This window comes from Nocardia sp. XZ_19_385, from assembly GCF_015355755.1.
Classification (GTDB): domain Bacteria; phylum Actinomycetota; class Actinomycetes; order Mycobacteriales; family Mycobacteriaceae; genus Nocardia.
In genome coordinates this window covers 1,520,679-1,538,477 of the sequence record NZ_JACVEE010000002.1, presented here as the reverse complement: position 1 = coordinate 1,538,477, position 17,799 = coordinate 1,520,679, and the positions used below count along the sequence as shown (strand labels likewise).

Annotated in this window: 24 protein-coding genes and 1 riboswitch; of the genes, 10 read left to right on the top strand and 14 right to left on the bottom strand. The window is 68.1% G+C overall.

Features of this window, described 5'->3' with window-relative positions:
* Positions 1–37: 37 nt before the first annotated feature.
* Positions 38–436: a hypothetical protein gene (locus tag IBX22_RS19885; protein ID WP_194817021.1), complete on the top strand. Its 399-nt coding sequence runs from the start codon at positions 38–40 to the stop codon at positions 434–436.
* A gap of 62 nt (positions 437–498) precedes the next feature.
* On the opposite strand, the gene IBX22_RS19880 is transcribed toward IBX22_RS19885, so the two are convergent.
* Positions 499–1,020 carry a hypothetical protein gene (locus IBX22_RS19880; protein ID WP_194817020.1) on the bottom strand — a complete coding sequence of 174 codons (522 nt, stop codon included), beginning with the start codon at positions 1,018–1,020 and terminating at the stop codon, positions 499–501.
* Positions 1,021–1,247: 227 nt separating this feature from the next.
* Between IBX22_RS19880 and IBX22_RS19875 the strand changes: the two genes are divergently transcribed.
* Both IBX22_RS19875 and IBX22_RS19870 read left to right on the top strand, forming a co-directional pair.
* The gene (locus IBX22_RS19875; RefSeq protein WP_194817019.1) at positions 1,248–2,417 is read left to right on the top strand and encodes an acyl-CoA dehydrogenase family protein; all 1,170 of its coding nucleotides are present in this window, start codon (positions 1,248–1,250) and stop codon (positions 2,415–2,417) included.
* Positions 2,418–2,473: 56 nt separating this feature from the next.
* The gene (locus IBX22_RS19870; protein ID WP_194817018.1) at positions 2,474–3,283 is read left to right on the top strand and encodes an enoyl-CoA hydratase/isomerase family protein; all 810 of its coding nucleotides are present in this window, start codon (positions 2,474–2,476) and stop codon (positions 3,281–3,283) included.
* Positions 3,284–3,286: 3 nt separating this feature from the next.
* Here the strand turns inward: IBX22_RS19870 and IBX22_RS19865 are convergent, their stop codons facing one another.
* The 6 genes from IBX22_RS19865 to carD all read right to left on the bottom strand — a co-directional run bounded on the left by IBX22_RS19865 (position 3,287) and on the right by carD (position 7,792).
* Positions 3,287–3,565: a DUF4190 domain-containing protein gene (locus IBX22_RS19865; protein WP_194817017.1), complete on the bottom strand. Its 279-nt coding sequence runs from the start codon at positions 3,563–3,565 to the stop codon at positions 3,287–3,289.
* Positions 3,566–3,624: 59 nt separating this feature from the next.
* Complete coding sequence (rlmB, locus tag IBX22_RS19860) at positions 3,625–4,599, bottom strand: 23S rRNA (guanosine(2251)-2'-O)-methyltransferase RlmB (protein WP_194817016.1); 975 nt, start codon at positions 4,597–4,599, stop codon at positions 3,625–3,627.
* The gene (gene cysS, locus IBX22_RS19855) at positions 4,599–5,999 is read right to left on the bottom strand and encodes a cysteine--tRNA ligase (protein ID WP_194817015.1); all 1,401 of its coding nucleotides are present in this window, start codon (positions 5,997–5,999) and stop codon (positions 4,599–4,601) included. Before cysS ends, rlmB begins: the two co-directional genes overlap by 1 nt.
* 66 nt (positions 6,000–6,065) lie before the next feature.
* Complete coding sequence (ispF, locus tag IBX22_RS19850; protein ID WP_194817014.1) at positions 6,066–6,530, bottom strand: 2-C-methyl-D-erythritol 2,4-cyclodiphosphate synthase; 465 nt, start codon at positions 6,528–6,530, stop codon at positions 6,066–6,068.
* 2 nt (positions 6,531–6,532) lie between these two features.
* A complete protein-coding gene (ispD, locus tag IBX22_RS19845) occupies positions 6,533–7,297 on the bottom strand; it encodes a 2-C-methyl-D-erythritol 4-phosphate cytidylyltransferase (RefSeq protein WP_194817013.1) in 765 nt (254 codons plus the stop codon).
* A gap of 6 nt (positions 7,298–7,303) precedes the next feature.
* On the bottom strand, positions 7,304–7,792 hold the full coding sequence (gene carD / locus IBX22_RS19840; RefSeq protein ID WP_040686206.1) for an RNA polymerase-binding transcription factor CarD: 489 nt from the start codon (positions 7,790–7,792) through the stop codon (positions 7,304–7,306).
* 421 nt (positions 7,793–8,213) lie between these two features.
* On the opposite strand from carD, the gene IBX22_RS19835 reads away from it, so the two are divergent.
* Both IBX22_RS19835 and radA read left to right on the top strand, forming a co-directional pair.
* Positions 8,214–8,897 carry a hypothetical protein gene (locus IBX22_RS19835; protein WP_309234694.1) on the top strand — a complete coding sequence of 228 codons (684 nt, stop codon included), beginning with the start codon at positions 8,214–8,216 and terminating at the stop codon, positions 8,895–8,897.
* 88 nt (positions 8,898–8,985) lie between these two features.
* On the top strand, positions 8,986–10,482 hold the full coding sequence (gene radA / locus IBX22_RS19830; RefSeq protein WP_194817012.1) for a DNA repair protein RadA: 1,497 nt from the start codon (positions 8,986–8,988) through the stop codon (positions 10,480–10,482).
* A 4-nt stretch (positions 10,483–10,486) separates the two neighbouring features.
* Here the strand turns inward: radA and IBX22_RS19825 are convergent, their stop codons facing one another.
* Positions 10,487–11,170: a hypothetical protein gene (locus IBX22_RS19825; protein ID WP_194817011.1), complete on the bottom strand. Its 684-nt coding sequence runs from the start codon at positions 11,168–11,170 to the stop codon at positions 10,487–10,489.
* Positions 11,171–11,285: 115 nt separating this feature from the next.
* Positions 11,286–11,909 carry a carbonic anhydrase gene (locus tag IBX22_RS19820; RefSeq protein WP_194817010.1) on the bottom strand — a complete coding sequence of 208 codons (624 nt, stop codon included), beginning with the start codon at positions 11,907–11,909 and terminating at the stop codon, positions 11,286–11,288.
* Between the two features lie 96 nt (positions 11,910–12,005).
* Here IBX22_RS19820 and IBX22_RS19815 point away from each other — a divergent pair, with 96 nt between their 5' ends.
* Positions 12,006–12,881, top strand: coding sequence for an A/G-specific adenine glycosylase (locus tag IBX22_RS19815; RefSeq protein ID WP_194817009.1), 876 nt, complete (start codon positions 12,006–12,008; stop codon positions 12,879–12,881).
* Here IBX22_RS19815 and IBX22_RS19810 read toward each other — a convergent pair.
* Positions 12,878–13,618: an alpha/beta fold hydrolase gene (locus IBX22_RS19810; RefSeq protein WP_194817008.1), complete on the bottom strand. Its 741-nt coding sequence runs from the start codon at positions 13,616–13,618 to the stop codon at positions 12,878–12,880. The genes IBX22_RS19815 and IBX22_RS19810 overlap by 4 nt on opposite strands.
* Before the next feature lie 66 nt (positions 13,619–13,684).
* Between IBX22_RS19810 and IBX22_RS19805 the strand changes: the two genes are divergently transcribed.
* From IBX22_RS19805 to IBX22_RS19790, 4 genes are all read left to right on the top strand, one after another.
* Positions 13,685–13,996: an antibiotic biosynthesis monooxygenase gene (locus tag IBX22_RS19805; protein WP_194817007.1), complete on the top strand. Its 312-nt coding sequence runs from the start codon at positions 13,685–13,687 to the stop codon at positions 13,994–13,996.
* Positions 13,997–14,096: 100 nt separating this feature from the next.
* Positions 14,097–14,225, top strand: a riboswitch (cobalamin riboswitch).
* A gap of 30 nt (positions 14,226–14,255) precedes the next feature.
* Positions 14,256–14,450: a CbtB-domain containing protein gene (locus IBX22_RS19800; RefSeq protein WP_194817006.1), complete on the top strand. Its 195-nt coding sequence runs from the start codon at positions 14,256–14,258 to the stop codon at positions 14,448–14,450.
* Positions 14,441–15,193, top strand: a complete 753-nt coding sequence (locus tag IBX22_RS19795; RefSeq protein WP_194817005.1) for a CbtA family protein — start codon at positions 14,441–14,443, stop codon at positions 15,191–15,193. The genes IBX22_RS19800 and IBX22_RS19795 overlap by 10 nt, the downstream gene beginning before the upstream one ends.
* A 35-nt stretch (positions 15,194–15,228) precedes the next feature.
* Positions 15,229–15,726, top strand: a complete 498-nt coding sequence (locus IBX22_RS19790) for a hypothetical protein (protein ID WP_194817004.1) — start codon at positions 15,229–15,231, stop codon at positions 15,724–15,726.
* Between the two features lie 62 nt (positions 15,727–15,788).
* Here IBX22_RS19790 and IBX22_RS19785 read toward each other — a convergent pair whose 3' ends face one another.
* The 4 genes from IBX22_RS19785 to IBX22_RS19770 are packed head-to-tail and all read right to left on the bottom strand — an operon-like array spanning position 15,789 to position 17,721.
* Positions 15,789–16,229, bottom strand: a complete 441-nt coding sequence (locus IBX22_RS19785) for an OsmC family peroxiredoxin (protein ID WP_194817003.1) — start codon at positions 16,227–16,229, stop codon at positions 15,789–15,791.
* Positions 16,230–16,281: 52 nt separating this feature from the next.
* Positions 16,282–16,734 (bottom strand): SRPBCC domain-containing protein, encoded by a 453-nt coding sequence (locus tag IBX22_RS19780; RefSeq protein WP_194817002.1) that lies wholly within the window; start codon positions 16,732–16,734, stop codon positions 16,282–16,284.
* A 17-nt stretch (positions 16,735–16,751) separates the two neighbouring features.
* On the bottom strand, positions 16,752–17,072 hold the full coding sequence (locus IBX22_RS19775) for a multidrug efflux SMR transporter (protein ID WP_194817001.1): 321 nt from the start codon (positions 17,070–17,072) through the stop codon (positions 16,752–16,754).
* A 1-nt stretch (position 17,073) separates the two neighbouring features.
* Positions 17,074–17,721: an FMN-dependent NADH-azoreductase gene (locus IBX22_RS19770; RefSeq protein ID WP_194817000.1), complete on the bottom strand. Its 648-nt coding sequence runs from the start codon at positions 17,719–17,721 to the stop codon at positions 17,074–17,076.
* Between the last annotated feature and the right edge of the window lie 78 nt (positions 17,722–17,799).

The following is a 17,799-nucleotide window of genomic DNA, read 5'->3' as shown; positions in this document are numbered from 1 at the left end:
CGGCGCCATCTCGCCGGCTGGTCGGGGGATCGGAGAAATGGAAAACATGGGTATGCGACGCGCTTTCGCGACTGTCGGGCTCGCCGTTGCGGGTGCTGCCGTTGCCGGGATGATGCAGGCCGGATCCGCTGCCGCGGTGGAGCCGGTCGTCGATCCGGCCCGGGGTCTCTACTTCGGCGTGGTGCTGAACGAGCAGGAGACCGTGGCGCTGAGCAACAGCCCGCTGCCGGCGATGCTGGACGGTGTCTACATGTCCAGCGCTACGATCCGCATCCTCGGGGAGTCGTACCTGGACGAAGACGACGAGAACGTTTACGCCGACCTCCCGGAGGTGGTCGACACGGCCGCCGCACTGGACGGCATCGTCGGTTTCGCGCTGGTCGATCCCGCGGGCAATGGGGGCCGCCCGCTGCGCGTGGTCGCGGTATTCCCCTAAGAGCATCCTGCACACCGAAGGCCCGGCGCTCCGTAAGGGGCGCCGGGCCTTGTGGTTTCGGGTCAGGCGGTGATCAGGGCGATCAGGACCAGCAGTGAGCCGCCGAAGACGATGGTGTGGCGGGCGTAGGTCAGCTGCTTCATCACCCAGCGCGGGAAGCCGTGGTCGGCGGCGTCCAGGAAGGCCTTGACGTCGATGCGGGCCAGTTCGGGGTCGCCCTTCTTGGTGAAGGCGGCGGTGACGCTGGAGACGGCGGTCAGGTTGCTGTAGACGATCAGGACGTTGGCCAGCAGGATCACGATCTGGAAGACCCAGGAGATCGGTTCGGCCCAGCCCGCCGCGGTCAGGTTGAGCCCGGCCGCCACGACCATCAGCGCGGCGAAGGTGACCGGGGCCCAGGTCTCGTGGCCGCTGGCATCGAAGCGAAGACCGTTCTCCCGCAGCACTTCCGGGCGGACACCCTGGCGGGCCAGTTCCTTCTCGGCGGCAACCTGGGCGTCCGCGCCGTAGCGGTGGCGAACCAGGGGGATGCTCACGAAGGCGAGGGCGATCAGGATCTGGGCGATAGCGGCGGCGGTGAACATGTCGGTGGTCTCCTCATCGGGTGGTTCTCGGCGGGGCCGCTGGGGCCCTCGCTGTTGCTGAACCAAACGATGCCGAGACGCGCTGACAGTGCACCGATAGTCCGCTGACAGCGGCTGTTTCCGCAGATCAGTCCGGCCGCGACCTCAGTGATGGCAGCCGCCTTCAGTCACCCTTGCCCGATTTCGTATGCTGACCACAAACGCCGCCTAACGAATGGTGACCACCGATGATCGACTTCACGCTCCCCGCCGACCTCGCCGCCGAACGCGACCGCGTGCGGCAGTTCGTCATCGACAAGATCGTCCCGTTCGAGAAGGATCCACGCCTGACCTCGCACGGCCCGACCGACGAATTGCGCCAGGAGCTGGTCGAACTCGCGCGCGCGGAGAAGCTGCTGACCGTGCAGGCCCCGGTGGAATTCGGCGGCCGCGGCCTCACCCACGTGGAGCAGGCGGTGATCTACGAGGCGGCGGGCTGGTCCACCCTCGGCCCGGTCGCGATGAACTGCGCCGCCCCCGACGAGGGCAATATGTACCTGCTCGCCAAGATCGCCAACCCGGAGCAGATCGAACGCCACCTGGTACCGGCCATCAACGGTCTACAGCGCACGGTATTCGCGATGACCGAACCCGACGGCGCGGGCTCGGACCCGAACCAGCTCACCACCGAGGCTGTCTTCGACGGCGAGAACTTCACCATCAATGGCCGCAAGTGGCTGATCACGGGCGCGAACGGCGCGAAGAGCTGGATCATCATGGCCCGCGTCGCCCCGAATCCGCATGTGCCCGAAGGTCCCACGCTGTTCCTCACCGACGGCGACCAGCCCGGCATCATCATCGAACGCACCATGAACACGATGGACCGCAACTATGTCGGCGGCCACGGCGTGGTCCGCTTCGAGAACCTCACGCTGCCCAAGGAAGCACTGCTCGGCGATACCGGCCAGGCCCTGCGCTACGCCCAGCTGCGGCTGGCCCCCGCCCGCCTCACGCACTGCATGCGCTGGCTCGGCGCCGCCGAGCGCGCGCAAAGCATCGCCGTCGACTACGCCAAGACCCGCACCGCCTTCGGCAAGCCGATCGGCGAGCACGAGGGCGTGTCGTTCATGCTGGCCGACAACGAGATCGCGCTGCACCAGTGCCGCCTGACCATCTGGCACGCCTGCTGGCTGATGGATCAGGGCGAAAAGGCCCGGCACGAGAGCTCGATCGCGAAAGCCTTTGTCTCCGAGGAACTGTTCAAGGTGACCGACCGCTGCGTGCAGGTGCTGGGCGGCATCGGCATCAGCGACGAGACGGTGGTCGAGATGATCTTCCGCGACATGCGCGCGTTCCGGCTCTACGACGGCCCCACCGAGGTACACAAGTACGCGATCGGCCGCCAGGTCTTGCGCTGAAAAGATCCAGCTGAGGCGTAGTCGTGGCCGGTCCGGCCCGGCTACCATGCTGTGTCATGAGTTCGGAACTGCTCGTCGATGTCTCCGCGGGCATCGCCGTGCTCACGCTCAACCGGCCCGCCCAGCAGAACGCCTTCACTCCGGCGATGGCCGCCGAACTGAGCGCCGCGCTACATCGCTGCGACGCCGAGGACGCGATCCGCGCGGTGGTCATCACCGGGACCCCACCCGCGTTCTGCGCGGGCGCGGACCTGTCCAACCGCACCGGCGAGGTCAGCGCCACCATCGACCCGCCGCCGTGGCAGGTCCGTAAGCCCGTCATCGCGGCGGTGAACGGGCACGCGGTCGGCATCGGGCTGGCGCTGGCGCTGCAGTGCGACCTGCGGTACATGGCCCGCGACGCGGTCTACGGCCTGAACCAGGTGCGCCGCGGCGTCCTCGCCGACGGGTACGCGCACTGGACGCTCCCCCGGCTGGTCGGCATGGCCAACGCCGCCGACATCATGCTGACCGGGCGCACCTTCGACGGCGAGGAAGCCAAGGCGATGGGCCTGGCCAACAGCTGCCTGGAGGCGGGCGAGGTGCTGCCGACCGCGCTCGCGGTGGCGCACGACCTCGTCAACGGGTCGGCGCCGCTGCCGGTAGCGCTGACCAAGCGGCTGATGTGGGAGGGGCTCGGCATGAGCCCGACCATGGTGGGTCAGCTGGAGACCGACCTGAACTCCCATGTCGGCAAGAGCATCGACGGCGGCGAGGCGATGGCCGCCTTCCGCGATCGCCGCCAGCCCAACTGGACCGGCAGCGTCAGCACGGAATGGCCGGCCTGGGACACCAAGTCCGGCGCCGAGCGCCCCGTACTGGACTGAGCCTCAGGCCCGGCCGCTCAGGGCGACCAGAATGAACAGGATCGCCATGATCACCATGAGAACGGTGCCGACGATGCCGAGCATGTACCCGATCATCACCTGAGCGCGACCACCGAAGGCACCACCCGACGCCTCGATCTGATCGAGCGCGCGCTTGCCCAGCGCCCATGCCACCGGACCCAGTGCACCACAGCAGAAAATGCTTGCCGCACCGAGAAACAGCACCGTGTTGGCATGGGGATGCTCAACCGGTTGACCAATAGGCACCTCGGGTATCACCACACCCGAATTCTACGGTGGCGCCGCCGATTTGCTGCCTAACGCCGTATCCCGATTCGCGATCAGATGCGGCGCTGGCGAGCGACTTCGGACAGGACGACACCCGCCGCCACCGACGCGTTCAGCGACTCCACCGGACCGGCCATCGGGATGCTCAGGATGGAATCGCAGGTTTCGCGGACCAGGCGGGAGAGACCCTTGCCCTCGGAGCCGACCACGATCACCGTGTCCACGCTGCCGTCGAAGGTGTCCAGGGTGGTGTCGCCACCGGCGTCGAGGCCGACGATCTGGAAGCCCTTCGACGCCCAATCCTTCAGCGTGCGAGTCAGATTCGTGGCGCGAGCGACGGGGAGGCGGGCCGCCGCGCCGGCGCTGGTGCGCCAGGCGACCGCGGTGATGCTGGCGGTGCGCCGCGACGGGATCAGGACGCCCTGGCCACCGAACGCGGCCACCGAGCGGACGACCGCGCCGAGGTTGCGGGGGTCGGTGATGTTGTCCAGTGCCACCAGCAGAGCGGGCTCGGCCGAGCTACGCACGCGGTCCACGAGGTCGTCGGGGTGGGCGTAGCGGTAGGGCGGGACCTGGAGCGCGACGCCCTGGTGCATGCCGTTCGCGCTGAGCCGATCCAGATCGGTGCGCGGCACCTCCAGGATCGAGATCCCGGCGTCCGCGGCGATTTTCACGCTCTCGGTGAGCCGGTCGTCGTTCTCGGTGCCGACCGCGACGTACAGCGCGGTGGCGGGCACACCGGCGCGCAGGCATTCGACGACCGGGTTGCGGCCGAGCACCAACTCGGGCCCGTCGTCGGTCTTGCGGGTGCTCGGGCGACCGGCCGGGCCACGGCCCGAGGACTTGGCCGCGGCCTTCGCCTTGGCGGCAGCGCGTTTCGCCGCGGGATGCTTGGTGCGCGCCTCCGCGGGCGGGGTCGCGCCGCGGCCCGCGAGCCCGCGCCGGTGCTTGCCGCCGGAACCGGCTACCTGACCCTTTTTGGTGCCGTCCTTGCGAACTGCCCCTTTGCGCTGTGAGTTGCCTGCCATCAATCGGCCTTTCCAGGTGTGCCCAGAGACCATTCCGGACCGTTGGGTGTGTCGGTCACTTCGATACCGGCGGAGATCAACCGGTCCCGGGCCGCGTCTGCACTCGGCCAATCCTTGTTCGCGCGGGCTTGCTGGCGGCGCTCCAATTCGGCGCGCACCAGCACGTCGAGGGCGTCCAGGGCCGCCGAGGAGTCGGCTGCGGTATGCCACTGCGGGTCGAGCGGGCACACGCCGAGGATGTTCAGCATGGCCCGGACCTGGCCACACAGCTCACGCGCGCCGCCGAGATCGCCGTTGTCGAGCGCCTTGTTGCCCTCGGTCATCACGCGGTGCACCTCGGCACGGGCGCGCGGCACGGCGAGGTCGTCGTCCATGGCGTCGGCGAATTCCTGAGTCCACTTGCCGACCGGGACTTCACCGGCGCGCTCGATCACCCGGTGCACGAAGGCTTCGATGCGCTGGTATTCCAGCGCGGCGTCGTTGAGCGCCTTGTCCGAGTACTCCAGCATGGAGCGGTAGTTGACGCCACCCAGGTAGTACCGAAGTTCAACGGCGCGAACACGTTTGAGCACGTTGGGCACCGAGAGCACATTGCCCAGCGACTTGGACATCTTCTCGCCGCCCATGGTCACCCAGCCGTTGTGCAGCCAGTACCGGGCGAACCCGTCTCCGGCCGCCTTCGACTGGGCGATCTCGTTCTCGTGGTGCGGGAACACCAAATCTGTTCCACCGCAATGGATATCGAACTCCGGGCCGAGGTAGGCCTCGGCCATCGCGGAGCACTCCAGATGCCAGCCGGGCCGGCCGGGACCCCACGGCGAGGGCCAGTGCGGCTCGCCGGGCTTGGCTGCCTTCCAGAGCGTGAAGTCACGCGGATCGCGCTTGCCCATCCCGGCGCTCTCGCCCTGGTGCACGTCGTCGAGCTTGTGCCCGGACAGCTCGCCGTAGGCCGGGTAGCTGACCACGTCGAAGTAGACGTTGCCCTCCGAGGCGTAGGCGTGCCCGCGGTCGATCAGGCGCTGCATCAGCTCGACCATCTGGGTGATGTGCCCGGTGGCCCTGGGCTCGATGGAGGGCGCTTGCACGCCGAGCAGCCGGTAGGCCTCCTGGAACGCGCGCTCATAGGTGGCGGCCCACTCCCACCAGGGGCGGCCCGCCTCGGCGGCCTTGTGCAGAATCTTGTCTTCGATATCGGTGACATTGCGGACGAACAGCACGTCGTAGTCGTGTGCCTGCAGCCAGCGCCGCAGTACGTCGAACGCGACTCCGCTGCGCACATGCCCGATGTGCGGCTCACCTTGCACGGTGGCGCCACACAGGTACACCGACGCACGTCCGGGGACCAGCGGCGCGAAATCGCGCTGGGTCCGCGTGGCGGTGTCAAAAAGGCGCAGAGTCACGGCATTCGATCCTAGTCGGTGGAACAGGGTGTTCGTGGCCCGGCTCGGATGAGCGGGCGGTAGGCGTCAGCGGCTACAGAGCAAAGCCGTGGCAATTGCCGCGACGCCCTCGCCGCGGCCGGTCAGGCCGAGCCCATCGGTGGTGGTCCCGGACACCGAAACCGGTGCGCCGAGCAGTTCGCCGAGCACTTCTTGGGCCTCGGCACGGCGCGGACCGATCTTGGGCCGGTTGCCGATTACCTGTACAGCCGCATTGACAACATCGAATCCGGCTTCGTCCAAGATCCGCCGGACTTCTTTCAGCATGGCGGCGCCGGAGACGTTCGCCCACTCCGGCCGGCCGGTGCCGAAGACCGCGCCGACATCGCCGAGCCCGGCGGCCGACAGCAGCGCGTCGCACAGCGCGTGCGCTGCAACATCGCCGTCGGAATGCCCGGCGCAGCCGTCTTCACCGTCGAATAACAGCCCGGCCATCCAGCACGGACGGCCCGGTTCGATCGGATGTACATCGCTGCCGATACCCACTCGCATGTTCACGACGATCGCACACCCGTCGTCCGCAACTGCTCGGCCAGCAGCAGATCCAGCGGGGTGGTGATCTTGAAGGCCAGCGGGTCACCGGGAATGGTGCGGACCTTGGCGCCGAGCATTTCGACCAGGCCCGCGTCGTCGGTGGTCTGCACATCGCGTGCGTACGCGGCGCGCAACAGCTCGGCGGAGAAGCCCTGTGGTGTCTGAATGGCGCGCAGCTCGGATCGATCGGGAGTGCCGGTCACGATGCCGGTCGCGTCGACGGATTTGATCGTGTCGACAACGGGCAGCGCGGGCACGACCGCGGGGTGCCCCGCGCGCAGCTCGGCGGCAACCCGGGCGATCAGCTCGGGCGGAGTGAGCGCGCGAGCGGCATCGTGGACCAGGAAATAGGAGGCGTCGGGTGCGGCGGCGATACCGGCCCGCACCGAATCGGTGCGTTCGGCCCCGCCGACCACGACCTGCACTTTGCTGCGCGGGAGAAAACCTCCACAGCCACTTGCCTGTGCGGACGTTTCTCTGGAACCCCCGGCGGGATCGAAGGCCGGCAGCAGGGCGACTGCGGCCTCGACCAATTCGGCAGGGACCATGACGATGATCCGGTCGACCGCCCCGGAGGCGATCAGACCGTCGACAGCGAGCCGGACCATAGGTGTGCCGCCGACCGCGACGAACGCCTTGGGTGTTGCTTCACCCAAACGTACGCCGCGACCGGCGGCAGGAACCAAGGCAACGACAGCATCGCCGTTGTCAGAGTTATTGCTCATCCCAGGCTAGGAAGCCGCTGCGAGAACCTCATCGAGCAGCGTCTCGGCCTTGCCGTCGTCGGTGCCCTCGGCAAGCGCGAGCTCACCGACCAGGATCTGACGGGCTTTGGCCAGCATGCGCTTCTCGCCGGCGGACAGCCCACGATCCTGCTCACGCCGCCATAGATCGCGAACGACCTCGGCCACCTTGTTCACATCGCCGGAGGCCAGCTTTTCCAGGTTGGCCTTGTAGCGCCGCGACCAGTTGGTCGGCTCCTCGGTGTGCGGCGCCCGCAGCACCTGGAAGACTCGGTCGAGACCCTCCTGGCCGACGACATCGCGCACACCGACATATTCGGCGTTCTCCGCAGGAACCCGAACAGTCAGATCGCCTTGTGCGACCTTTAGGACCAGATACTCTTTCTGCACACCCTTGATGGTGCGAGTCTCGATTGCTTCGATCAGCGCCGCTCCGTGGTGGGGGTAAACGACGGTGTCTCCGACCTTAAAAATCATGTGTCCCGTGCCCCTTTCGATGTTCACAGTTTAACATGCGACTCGGTAACGGCGCGATCAACTGTGCAGGTCAGGGCCACAACGAGCATATCGCGGGGGTTGACAGAACGGGCGTGGTGTGCATTACGTTGTGCCAGAACAAGTTACCCGCACGCACATTCCCCGCCCAGCCCCCTGAACCCTTCCGGCAGCCGCTCGGCAACCGGAACAGACGGTAGCGAACCGTTATCCAAAGTTTGCCCGGCGCCCGGGCGCGGCAAACGGTTCGTGACCGATGCCACGGGTGCAACACAACCCGACATTCGAGGACTCGGAGACGACTACTACGCTTCTGGCCTACTACTCTCTGTAGCGGAGTGGGCCCGGCACCGCTTGCGACTGCTCGCAGGTCGCTCGAAAAGATCGGACATGGAGGACAACCGTGACTGCCCTGAATGCTGTGAACCGTCGCATGGTCGCGGTTGCCGCACTCGCCGCGAGCGCGGCGCTGACGCTGACCGGCTGTAGTGCGGGGCAGATCTCGCAGACCGCCGACCAGGTCGCCGCGGTCAACGGCAACAGCGCCGACGTCGAGAAGATCGCGCTGCGCAATGTGCACATCGTCTTCCCCGGCAACGGCTACACCAACGTCAAGGGCGAGAAGGCGCTGATCGCGCTGTCCATCGTCAATATCAGCGAGACCGTCGCCGACGAGCTGACCAGCGTCGACACCGACCTGGGCCCGGTCAAGATCACCCCGCCGGCCGGGCAGTCCGCCTTCGTGCTGAAGCCGCAGCAGAACGTGGTCACGGCCACCGCGCCGGCCGGTGCCGCTGACGCCGCCGATTCACACGGTGCGGACTCGCACGGCACGCCGACCACCACGGCCGCACCGAGCACCACGGCCAAGCCGGCCACCGACGACCCCGCGGCCAACCCGGCGCTGATCGAGATCACCGGCTTGACCAAGGACATCACCCCCGGCCTCACCTACAAGGTCCGGTTCAACTTCAAGAACGCCGGCACCGTGGTTGTCGATGTGCCGGTCGACGCGGCCGACGCCGAGCGCAAGGTGACCGACAAGTCCGGCCCCGCCGAAGAGGGCCACGGCGGCGGCGGGCACTGAGTCTCCGCACCGAACTTCACCAAGGCTGCCGCACCCCCCGGGGTGCGGCAGCCTTCGTTTTGTCGGTAGGCCTCCGTAGGGTGCGCGTGTGGCCAAGACCAAGCCGATCTTCCGGTGCTCCGCCTGCTCCCACGAGGTAGCCAAGTGGCTGGGCAAGTGTCCCGACTGCGGCGCCTGGGGCACCGTCGACGAGGTGGTCATCTCCGCCGCCGCGGCGAGTCCCGCGCGGCGCGCCATGCTGCCCAGTACCGCGGCCGCGCCGATCTCGCAGATCAATTCCAAAGTCACCCAGGCGCGTTCGAGCGGAGTCAGCGAACTGGACCGGGTGCTCGGCGGCGGTGTCGTCGCCGGTTCGGTGGTGTTGCTCTCCGGTGAGCCCGGAGTCGGCAAGTCGACCTTGCTGCTCGAGGTGGCCTACCGCTGGGCCAGTCAGCGCGACGAGACGGCGCTGTACGTCACCGCGGAGGAATCGGCGGGGCAGGTGCGCCTGCGGGCGGACCGGACCAACGCGGTGCACGAGCGGGTGTATCTGGCCGCGGAATCCGATCTTTCGATCCTGCTCGGGCATGTCGAGCAGGTGCGGCCCACGTTGCTCGTCGTCGACTCCGTGCAGACCATGCTGGCGCCGGAGGTCGACGGCGTGATCGGCGGCGTCACCCAGGTGCGCGCGGTGACCTCCGCGCTCACCTCGCTGGCCAAGTCGAGCGGGATCGCGGTGCTGCTGGTCGGGCACGTCACCAAGGACGGCAATGTGGCGGGCCCGCGCACGCTGGAGCACCTCGTCGACGTGGTGCTGCAGTTCGAGGGCGACCGGAACTCGACGCTGCGCATGCTGCGCGGCATCAAGAACCGTTTCGGCAGCGCCGACGAGGTGGGCTGCTTCGAGCTGCACGAGGACGGCATCTCCTGTGTGGACGACCCGTCGGGGTTGTTCCTGCACCACAAGACCGAGTCGGTGTCGGGCACCGCGGTCACGGTCGCCATGGACGGCAAGCGACCGCTGGTGGCCGAGGTGCAGGGCCTGACCGTGGAAACCGAGCAGCCGCAGCCGCGCCGTGCGGTGAGCGGCCTCGATTACAACCGGGTCGCCATGGTGCTGGCCGTATTGCAGAGCCGCGCCAAGGTTTTCATCGGCAAGCACGACGTCTACGCGGCTACCGTCGGCGGCATGCGGCTGGTGGAGCCGACGGCCGATCTGGCGATCGCGCTGGCTTTGGCGAGCGCGGTGTCGGAGGAGGCGCTGCCCGCCGGCTGGGTCATCCTCGGCGAGGTCGGATTGGCGGGCGAGGTGCGCAAGGTGACCGGCATCGGCCGCCGCCTGGCCGAGGCCGAGCGGCTCGGTTTCACCGACGCGGTGGTGCCGCCGGGCACCGAGCGGATGAAGGGCTCCAAGATCAAGATCCACGAGGTGGCCGATCTGAGCGCGGCCATCCGGGTCACCGGCCTGCCGCGCGGCAAGCGCAAAGCGGCGAAGAAGGACGAACGCCCGAAGCAGAAGGCGGCCACGCCGCAGGTGGAGGAACGACCGCGCCTGGCCGCCGTGCCGGACGACATGGACGTCTTCGACGAGCAACCGACGTTCTAGAACCTCAGGCGATATTGAACGGCTCAGCCGCGCTGCGCACCGAACCGAGCTGCGCCACAACCGAATACGCGCCGGACTGGACCGGGACCCGGGCGCCCGCGCAACTGGGCTGCGAGGTGGACCCGGACCAGGTGACCTGGAACGCGGCCTGCTCGCCCCGGTTCAGCATGCGCACATCCGGCTGCCCGTCCGGGTAGCAGTCGGTGCTCGACCACAGCCGCTTCTGGCCGTCCAGGGAGTACACCGAAATCTGCTGCAGCCCCGACCCCACGTCCCGCGAGCACGCGGTGGCGGAGATATTGGTGATCACGATGCCGAAGACCGGCTGCTCACCGGACTTGTAGGTGGGCTGCTCCACCGTCACCTTCACCGCCAGCGACTGGTCCGGGCACTGGCCCTGGGCGACCGGCGCTCCGCTGGCCGGCGCCGACGGGCCGGGCGCCGCGCTGGAAGCGCCCGCGACGGCGGCATCGGGAGTGAGGGCGGGTTTGGTCTCGCCCGCCTGCTTCTCCGTCGTGGTGGTGGCGCTGGCCGCGGCCGCTTTCGGATCGCCGGTGGAACCGCCGCCGCGCGCGATCATCACCGCGAGCCAGATCACCACCGCGATCGCGACGACCAGTATTCCGATAGCGAAAACGCGACGACGCCAGTAGATCTCCGGAGGCAGCGGTCCAGTCGGTTCCAGCACTACTCAAAGGTAAGGGCAGCACTGGGCAACCGGTCTCTCCGACCTCGGCGTGTCGAGTCGAGACCGGTTGCCGCGTCAGCGAAGATCCGGCGACCGCCTCCGGAAAAGGGGTGCGTCAGGCCGATTCGCCGATATTGCCGACCACTCGGTGCAGGTTGACCTTGCCTTCGGCGAGTTTGTAGGTGACACAGGCGATCGCGAGTTCACCGGTCGCGACCCGGTTGGAGATGATCATCGACCGCTGGGTCAGCAGCCGGGCGGTTTCTTCCACGTGGCGGGCTTCCAGTTCGTCCACCGTGGCGAGGCCTTCGCGGCGGCCGATCAGGATCGACGGCGTGACCTTCTCGACCACGCTGCGAATGAACCCGCCGGGTACCTCGCCGCCGTCGAGGGCGTCGATGGTCGCCTTCACCGCGCCGCAGCTGTCGTGGCCGAGCACCACGATCAGCGGCACGTTCAGCACTTGTACGCCGTACTCGATCGAGCCGAGTACGGAACTGTCCACCACATGGCCGGCGGTGCGCACCACGAACATGTCACCGAGGCCCTGATCGAAGATCAGCTCGGCGGCTACGCGGGAATCGCCGCAGCCGAACAGGATCGCGGAGGGGTGCTGGCCGTCGACAAGTTTCGCCCGGTCGGCAGCCCCTTGGCTAGGATGCAGCAGCGTGTCGCTTACGAAACGCTCGTTGCCTTCGCGCAGGGACTTCCAGGCACTGATCGGATTGGAATCAGGCATACCGTTCATTGTGCACAAGGGAACGGGTTACCAGCGAGTCCGTCGCGTTACGGCACGGCAAATATCGACTCGCCGCGGGGCGGCAGGGATGGTGAAGTGATCGACGCTGAGGTGTTGCTCGATTGGTACTCCGAGTCCGCGCGCGACCTTCCGTGGCGGCGGCCCGGCGTCACGGCCTGGCAGATCCTGATGAGCGAGATCATGCTGCAGCAGACGCCGGTGGTGCGGGTGCAGCCGATCTGGCTGGAGTGGGTGGCCCGGTGGCCGGTGCCGTCGGCGATGGCGGCCTCGTCGCAGGCCGAGGTGCTGCGGGCCTGGGGCAAGCTGGGTTATCCGCGCCGGGCGCTGCGACTGCACGAATGCGCGCGGGTGCTCGCCGCCGAGCACGGCGACGAAGTGCCGGCCGATGTGGACGTGCTGCTCGGGTTGCCGGGAATCGGGGCGTACACCGCCCGCGCGGTGGCCTGCTTCGCCTATGGACAGCGAGTCCCGGTGGTGGACACCAATGTCCGCCGAGTGGTGGCGCGGGCGGTGCACGGGCGGGCGGAGGCCGGGAATCCCGCCTCGCGCGACCTGCCCGAGACCGAGGCGCTGCTGCCGGTGGAGATCGACCGGGCCGCGAAGTTCTCCGCCGCGCTGATGGAGCTCGGCGCGACGGTGTGCACGGCGCGTAGTCCCGAGTGCTCGGGGTGCCCGCTGCCGCGCTGCGCCTGGGTCGAGGCCGGGCGGCCCGCCTCGGACGTCGTTCGCCGGGTGCAGAAGTACGAGGGCACCGACCGGCAAGCCCGGGGACGGTTGCTGGACGTGCTGCGGGATTCGAGTGGGCCGGTCGAGCGGGTGCGCTTGGACCTCGCGTGGACTCGCGATCCGGGACAGCGGGATCGGGCGCTGGATTCGTTGCTCGTCGACGGGCTGATCGAGCAGACCGCGGACGGGTTGTTCGCGCTGGCCGGCGAAGGCAGCCCGGTCTAGAGCACCCGGTTCAGAAAGGCCTCGACCTGGGCGCGGTAGACCGCGGGCTGATCGTCGTGGACGAGGTGTCCGGCGTCGGGGATCAAGGCGTAGGTCGCATTCGAATTGGTGGCGGCCATCTCCCGCATCTGCCCCGGTGGCGTGATGGTGAATTCGCCTTCGAGAAGTAGCGTCGGCGCACGCACCGCGCGCCATTCGGTCCAGAAATCGCGGGTCCCCCACTCCTCGGAGATATCGCGGAAGGTGCCGACCGAGCCGTGCAGCCGGTAGCCGTCGGGGCCGTGCTCGAAGGAGTTCAGGAAGTAGCGGCCGGCGACCGGGCCGAAGAATTCCAGCACCGCGTCCGCGTCCGGGAACGGCTGCGGCCAGGCTTCGATCATGGCGGCCCAGTGGGCGGCGGTGCGGCCCTGGAAATCCGGAGCGATGTCCTCGACCACCAGCGCACGGACCCGTTCGGGATGCTGCGCGGCGAAGACCCAGCCGTGCAGCCCGCCCATCGAATGCCCGACGACAACCATCGGTTCGGCGATGCTCGCGGTGGCCGCCGTCAGGTCGGTCACGAACGCCTCGGTGGTCAGCTCCGCAGGCGCGGGGCGCCCGTGCCCAGCCGCGTCGAAGGTGTACACGTGCCCATACCCGCGCAACCAATCCAGGTGATCCCCCCAGGTCCGCGCACTACCCATCAACCCATGCAGCAGCAGGATCGGCACCCCGGCCCCGCCCTCGTCAAACAACACAGCCAGATTCTGCCCCATGCGCCCTGGGAGGGGTCCTATCGCCGACCCCGCGAATACACTCGAATCATGGCTGTTGTGAAGATCAACGCGATCGAGGTTCCGGAGGGCGCGGGCCCCGAATTGGAGAAGCGGTTCGCCCATCGTGCGCACGCGGTGGAGGGGTCGCCCGGGTTCCTCGGCTTCCAGCTGCTGCGCCCCGTCGCCGGGGACAACCGGTACTTCGTTGTCACCCAGTGGGATTCCGAGGATTCCTTCGCGGCCTGGCGGGACGGCCCGGCGCGCGCCGCGCACGCGGGCAGCGGCGACAAGAAGCCGGTCTCGACCGGGGCGTCGCTGCTGGAGTTCGAAGTCGTCATGGACGTCTCCCCCAAATCCTGATCTTGTTTCACGAATCGCCCGGCAAGCCATGGCTCGCCGGGCGTTCCCATATGCCGGATATGCCGTGTTGACGGCAGCCGTAAGGGCCTGTCACAGTTCGAGGGACAGACGCGAGGGGTGCTGCGGTAATTCCGGTGTGATTCCGGAGCGGTCGCGCCACTGTGATCCATGCACCGGGTTGTCCCAGGTGCCGGGAAGCCAGACACCGGCACCCATCGCACGGACCACTCGATGGGACGCGTATCCCTAGGAGGAACTCATGGCCATCGCGCATATCCCCAGCCGCGCAACCGATTCGCTGGCTACCGTGCTCGTCACGGTGGGTGTCGTTCTGCTCGCACTGCTCACGCTGTACCTGGTCGGTTTCGATCAGGGGGCCATCTCGCGCAGCGGGATGTTCATGCATGAGCTGATGCACGACGGACGCCATCTGCTGGGGCTTCCGTGCCACTGAACGAATCCCTCAAAACCCTCCTATTGCGCGGCCTGCTGGCCGGATTGATCGCGGGCCTGCTGGCCGCGACGGTCGGCTACTTCGTCGGCGAGCCGAAAATCGAAGCGGCCATTGCCATCGAGGAAGCCGCCGCGGGCGGCCATTCGCACGGCAGCGAGGAAGAACCACTGGTCAGCCGCGGCGGTCAGAAGGCCGGGCAATTCCTGGCACTCGGCCTGGCAGGCCTGGCACTCGGCGCGATCTTCGCCGCGGTCGCGCATTTCGGCCGCCGCTACACCGCGCTGTCCGGCCCCCGATTCGCCATTGCCTCGGCGATCGGCGGCTGGGCCGCGATCGTCGCGGTGCCGTTCTTCAAGTACCCGGCGAACCCGCCCGCGGTCGGCGATCCGGAGACCATCAGCGACCGCACCTGGTTGTGGGTGGCCGCCGTGGTCCTCGGACTGGTCGCTGTCGGCGCGGCCGTCTTCGTCTACAAGCTGCTGCACACCCAGCTCGACAGCTTCCGGCTGATCGGCGGCGTGGCCGCGTTCGTCGCGGTCGTCACCGTCGGCTATATCGCGCTGCCCGGCGTCGACGAGGTCAAGGCCGACTTCCCGGCCAGCCTGCTCTGGCAGTTCCGGGTGTCTTCGCTCGCGGTGTCGGCGACGCTGTGGGCCTGCCTCGGCCTGGCTTTCGCGGCGCTGACCGAGTTCGCCACGCGCTCTAGCTCTCCCGTACGAGAACCGGCTGCTACCGCGGGTTGATCCCGGTCTGGAACTCGAAAGGCAGTGTCGGTCCCATGACCGCCACTGCCTTTTCCGTTTGGCCGCAAAACCTTTCACTAGCACCGATCCGGGAACCCGCGCGGGCGCCGCGCCCGGTCGCGCTGGCTTTCGGTGCGCTCGTCGTCGCCCTGCTCGCCGGCGTCGCCGAGGCGCTCGCGCAGACCGCGCTGCTGCTGGAACGCTCCGACGCCGATCTGGGTGGCCTCGCGACCGGACTCGCCATGCGCGCCGTGCTCTATCTGGTGGTGCTGGCCGTCGCCATCCGGATGACGCACGGCGACCGCTGGGCCCGCGTCGCCCTGACCTTCGGGATCGGCGTCCTCGGCCTGGCCTCGCTGCTCGTCGAGCCGATCCGGGCCGTGCTGTCCACCGACGACATCGGCACCCTCTTCGACGGCGTCACGGCGAGCGGCGTCGGTATCGCGATCTTCCGTGCCATCCACGTGGCGGCGGTCCTCGTCGCGATCCCAGCGATGTACCACCGCATCGCCCGCCCCTACTTCCGCGCCTGACCCGACCGCATGGCTCCCCACGTACCGACATCGGCACGCGAAGAACCAAGCGGCAGACTCGATTACGCGAGAGCGGCGTCGAGCGAGATGTTGTCCACGCCCGCCAAGGCCTTGCTCACCGGGCAGCCCGCCTTGGCGGCGGCCGCGGCGGCGGCGAAACCGGCAGCGTCCAGACCCGACACCCGGCCGCGCACCGTCAGCTTGATGGCGTTGATCCGGAAGCCACCGGCCGGGTCCGGGCCCAGGGTGACATCGGCGGTCACGTCCAGGCTCTCCGGGGTGCCGCCCGCGTTGCCGATCTGCGCCGAGAGCGCCATCGCGAAGCACGACGAATGCGCGGCGGCGATGAGCTCCTCCGGGCTGGTCGTGCCGTCGGCGTCCTCGGCCGAACGCTTCGGGAACGACACGTCGAACTTGCCGACGCCGGAGCTGGCCAGGTCGACCTGCCCGGAGCCGTCCTGCAGCCCGCCGGTCCAGGCGGTGCGCGCGGTACGTGTTGGCATCACGGTCCTTTCAGATGATTCGATCCGTCGGCAACGAACCTACTCGCCGCGATCAGACTGTGAGGCCGGTACGACGATCGAGCTGTTCGAGTACCAACGGCCAGGCGGCGCGATGCCGATCGCGTGCCTTCTCATTCGGAAAACCCGAGTGCCGCAAGCGAAGTCGGATACCGCGCGGCTGATGCACGAACTCGATGTTGACCACGGTTTCGGCGCCCTCGGTGCCGTCCGCCCCGGTAACCCAGGTGAATTCCACCAGCCGTTCCGGTTGCAACCGTAGAAACCGGCCATAGTGCGGGCTGCGTTTGCCCTCGAATTCGGTTTCGAAGAAGAACGGCTCGTTCACCGCGGGTTTCATCAGCACCGAGCCCGGCGCGGCGAACCAGATGTCGAAGCCTTGCGTCAGGGCCGCGTACAGCAGACCCGGGGACGCTGCCATCACCCGTTCGACGGTGAGCTGGTGCGGTCGGTCGGACAGATCCGGTATCCGAACTGGCTGATCCATTCGACCGACCCTACTCATCACTCGGGGTTGGTGACCCGGGCCAGCACAATGCCGCCGAGAATCAGTGCGAGGGAAAGCATTCGGCCCGCGCTGAGCGGATCCCGGTGCACCAGCACACCGAGCCCGATGGCGCCGAGCGCGCCGATACCGGTGAAGACGGCGTAGGCGGTGCCGACCGGCAGCGTCTGCATGGCCCGCGAGAGCAGATACACCGCGAGCGCGCCCAGCACGAAGCAGACCAGCGTGGGCAGCGGCTTGGTGAAGTTCTCGGTCGGTTTGATGCTCTGCGACCAGATGATCTCCACCAGTCCGGCGAAACCGAGGACGACCCAGCTCATGTCAGTACTCCTTGCCCAGCCGCCGAGCCGCCGCCAGCGCCGCCTGATAGGAATCGTCGTGCTGGGCACGCAGGTGCGCGAGGTGCGGATCCTGGCGCGAGTTGGCCAGTTCGGCGTTGAGGAACACCGTGTCCTCGACGGCGAAGTGACCCGCGAAGAAGTCGCGCAGGTAGCGCTCCTGGTAGTCGAAGCGTTCCTTCGGCGCACCCGGCGAGTAGGCGCCGCCGCGGGCCGACGCGACCACGAAACGGGTGGGGGCCAGCGACATTCGCGGGAACGTGATCTGGTCCAGCCAGGCCTTGAGGCTCGCGGGGATCGAGTAGTTGTACATCGGGGCGCCGATCAGGACTACGTCGGCGGCGCGGACCTCGGCGAGCAGTGGCTCGACGACGGCCCAGGCGGCGCGCTGCGCCGGGGTCTCGGCCAGATCCGCCAGTCGATCGAGATCCGTTGCGCCGTTGGCCAATACGCGATCGCAGAGTTCCGCCCAGGCCTCGTCGATGAACGGAATCGGGTCGGCCGCGAGGTCCCGGTAGCGGTAGTCGCCCTCCGGGTGTTCACCTCGCCAGGCTTCGGCGAACGCGGAACCGAGTTCGCGGCTGAGGGAATTGCGGCGGGCGCTGGCGTCGAGGTGCAGCAGGGCGGTCATGAGAGCCTCCGAAGTAAGTGGACACAATGTCCGTTTCGTGCTTACGGTAGAGCAGAACCGGACATTGTGTCCACTTAT

Excerpts from the sequence above, each read along its gene's own strand:
- IBX22_RS19785 (WP_194817003.1), bottom strand. The coding sequence starts at position 16,229 with ATGCCAACACGTACCGCGCGCACCGCCTGGACCGGCGGGCTGCAGGAC.
- IBX22_RS19800 (WP_194817006.1), top strand. The coding sequence starts at position 14,256 with ATGGCCATCGCGCATATCCCCAGCCGCGCAACCGATTCGCTGGCTACC.
- IBX22_RS19805 (WP_194817007.1), top strand. The coding sequence starts at position 13,685 with ATGGCTGTTGTGAAGATCAACGCGATCGAGGTTCCGGAGGGCGCGGGC.
- IBX22_RS19870 (WP_194817018.1), top strand. The coding sequence starts at position 2,474 with ATGAGTTCGGAACTGCTCGTCGATGTCTCCGCGGGCATCGCCGTGCTC.
- IBX22_RS19880 (WP_194817020.1), bottom strand. The coding sequence starts at position 1,020 with ATGTTCACCGCCGCCGCTATCGCCCAGATCCTGATCGCCCTCGCCTTC.
- ispD (WP_194817013.1), bottom strand. The coding sequence starts at position 7,297 with ATGAGCAATAACTCTGACAACGGCGATGCTGTCGTTGCCTTGGTTCCT.
- IBX22_RS19875 (WP_194817019.1), top strand. The coding sequence starts at position 1,248 with ATGATCGACTTCACGCTCCCCGCCGACCTCGCCGCCGAACGCGACCGC.
- IBX22_RS19885 (WP_194817021.1), top strand. The coding sequence starts at position 38 with ATGGAAAACATGGGTATGCGACGCGCTTTCGCGACTGTCGGGCTCGCC.
- IBX22_RS19820 (WP_194817010.1), bottom strand. The coding sequence starts at position 11,909 with ATGCCTGATTCCAATCCGATCAGTGCCTGGAAGTCCCTGCGCGAAGGC.
- IBX22_RS19780 (WP_194817002.1), bottom strand. The coding sequence starts at position 16,734 with ATGGATCAGCCAGTTCGGATACCGGATCTGTCCGACCGACCGCACCAG.
- ispF (WP_194817014.1), bottom strand. The coding sequence starts at position 6,530 with ATGCGAGTGGGTATCGGCAGCGATGTACATCCGATCGAACCGGGCCGT.
- IBX22_RS19775 (WP_194817001.1), bottom strand. The coding sequence starts at position 17,072 with ATGAGCTGGGTCGTCCTCGGTTTCGCCGGACTGGTGGAGATCATCTGG.
- IBX22_RS19770 (WP_194817000.1), bottom strand. The coding sequence starts at position 17,721 with ATGACCGCCCTGCTGCACCTCGACGCCAGCGCCCGCCGCAATTCCCTC.
- rlmB (WP_194817016.1), bottom strand. The coding sequence starts at position 4,599 with ATGGCAGGCAACTCACAGCGCAAAGGGGCAGTTCGCAAGGACGGCACC.
- IBX22_RS19790 (WP_194817004.1), top strand. The coding sequence starts at position 15,229 with ATGACCGCCACTGCCTTTTCCGTTTGGCCGCAAAACCTTTCACTAGCA.
- carD (WP_040686206.1), bottom strand. The coding sequence starts at position 7,792 with ATGATTTTTAAGGTCGGAGACACCGTCGTTTACCCCCACCACGGAGCG.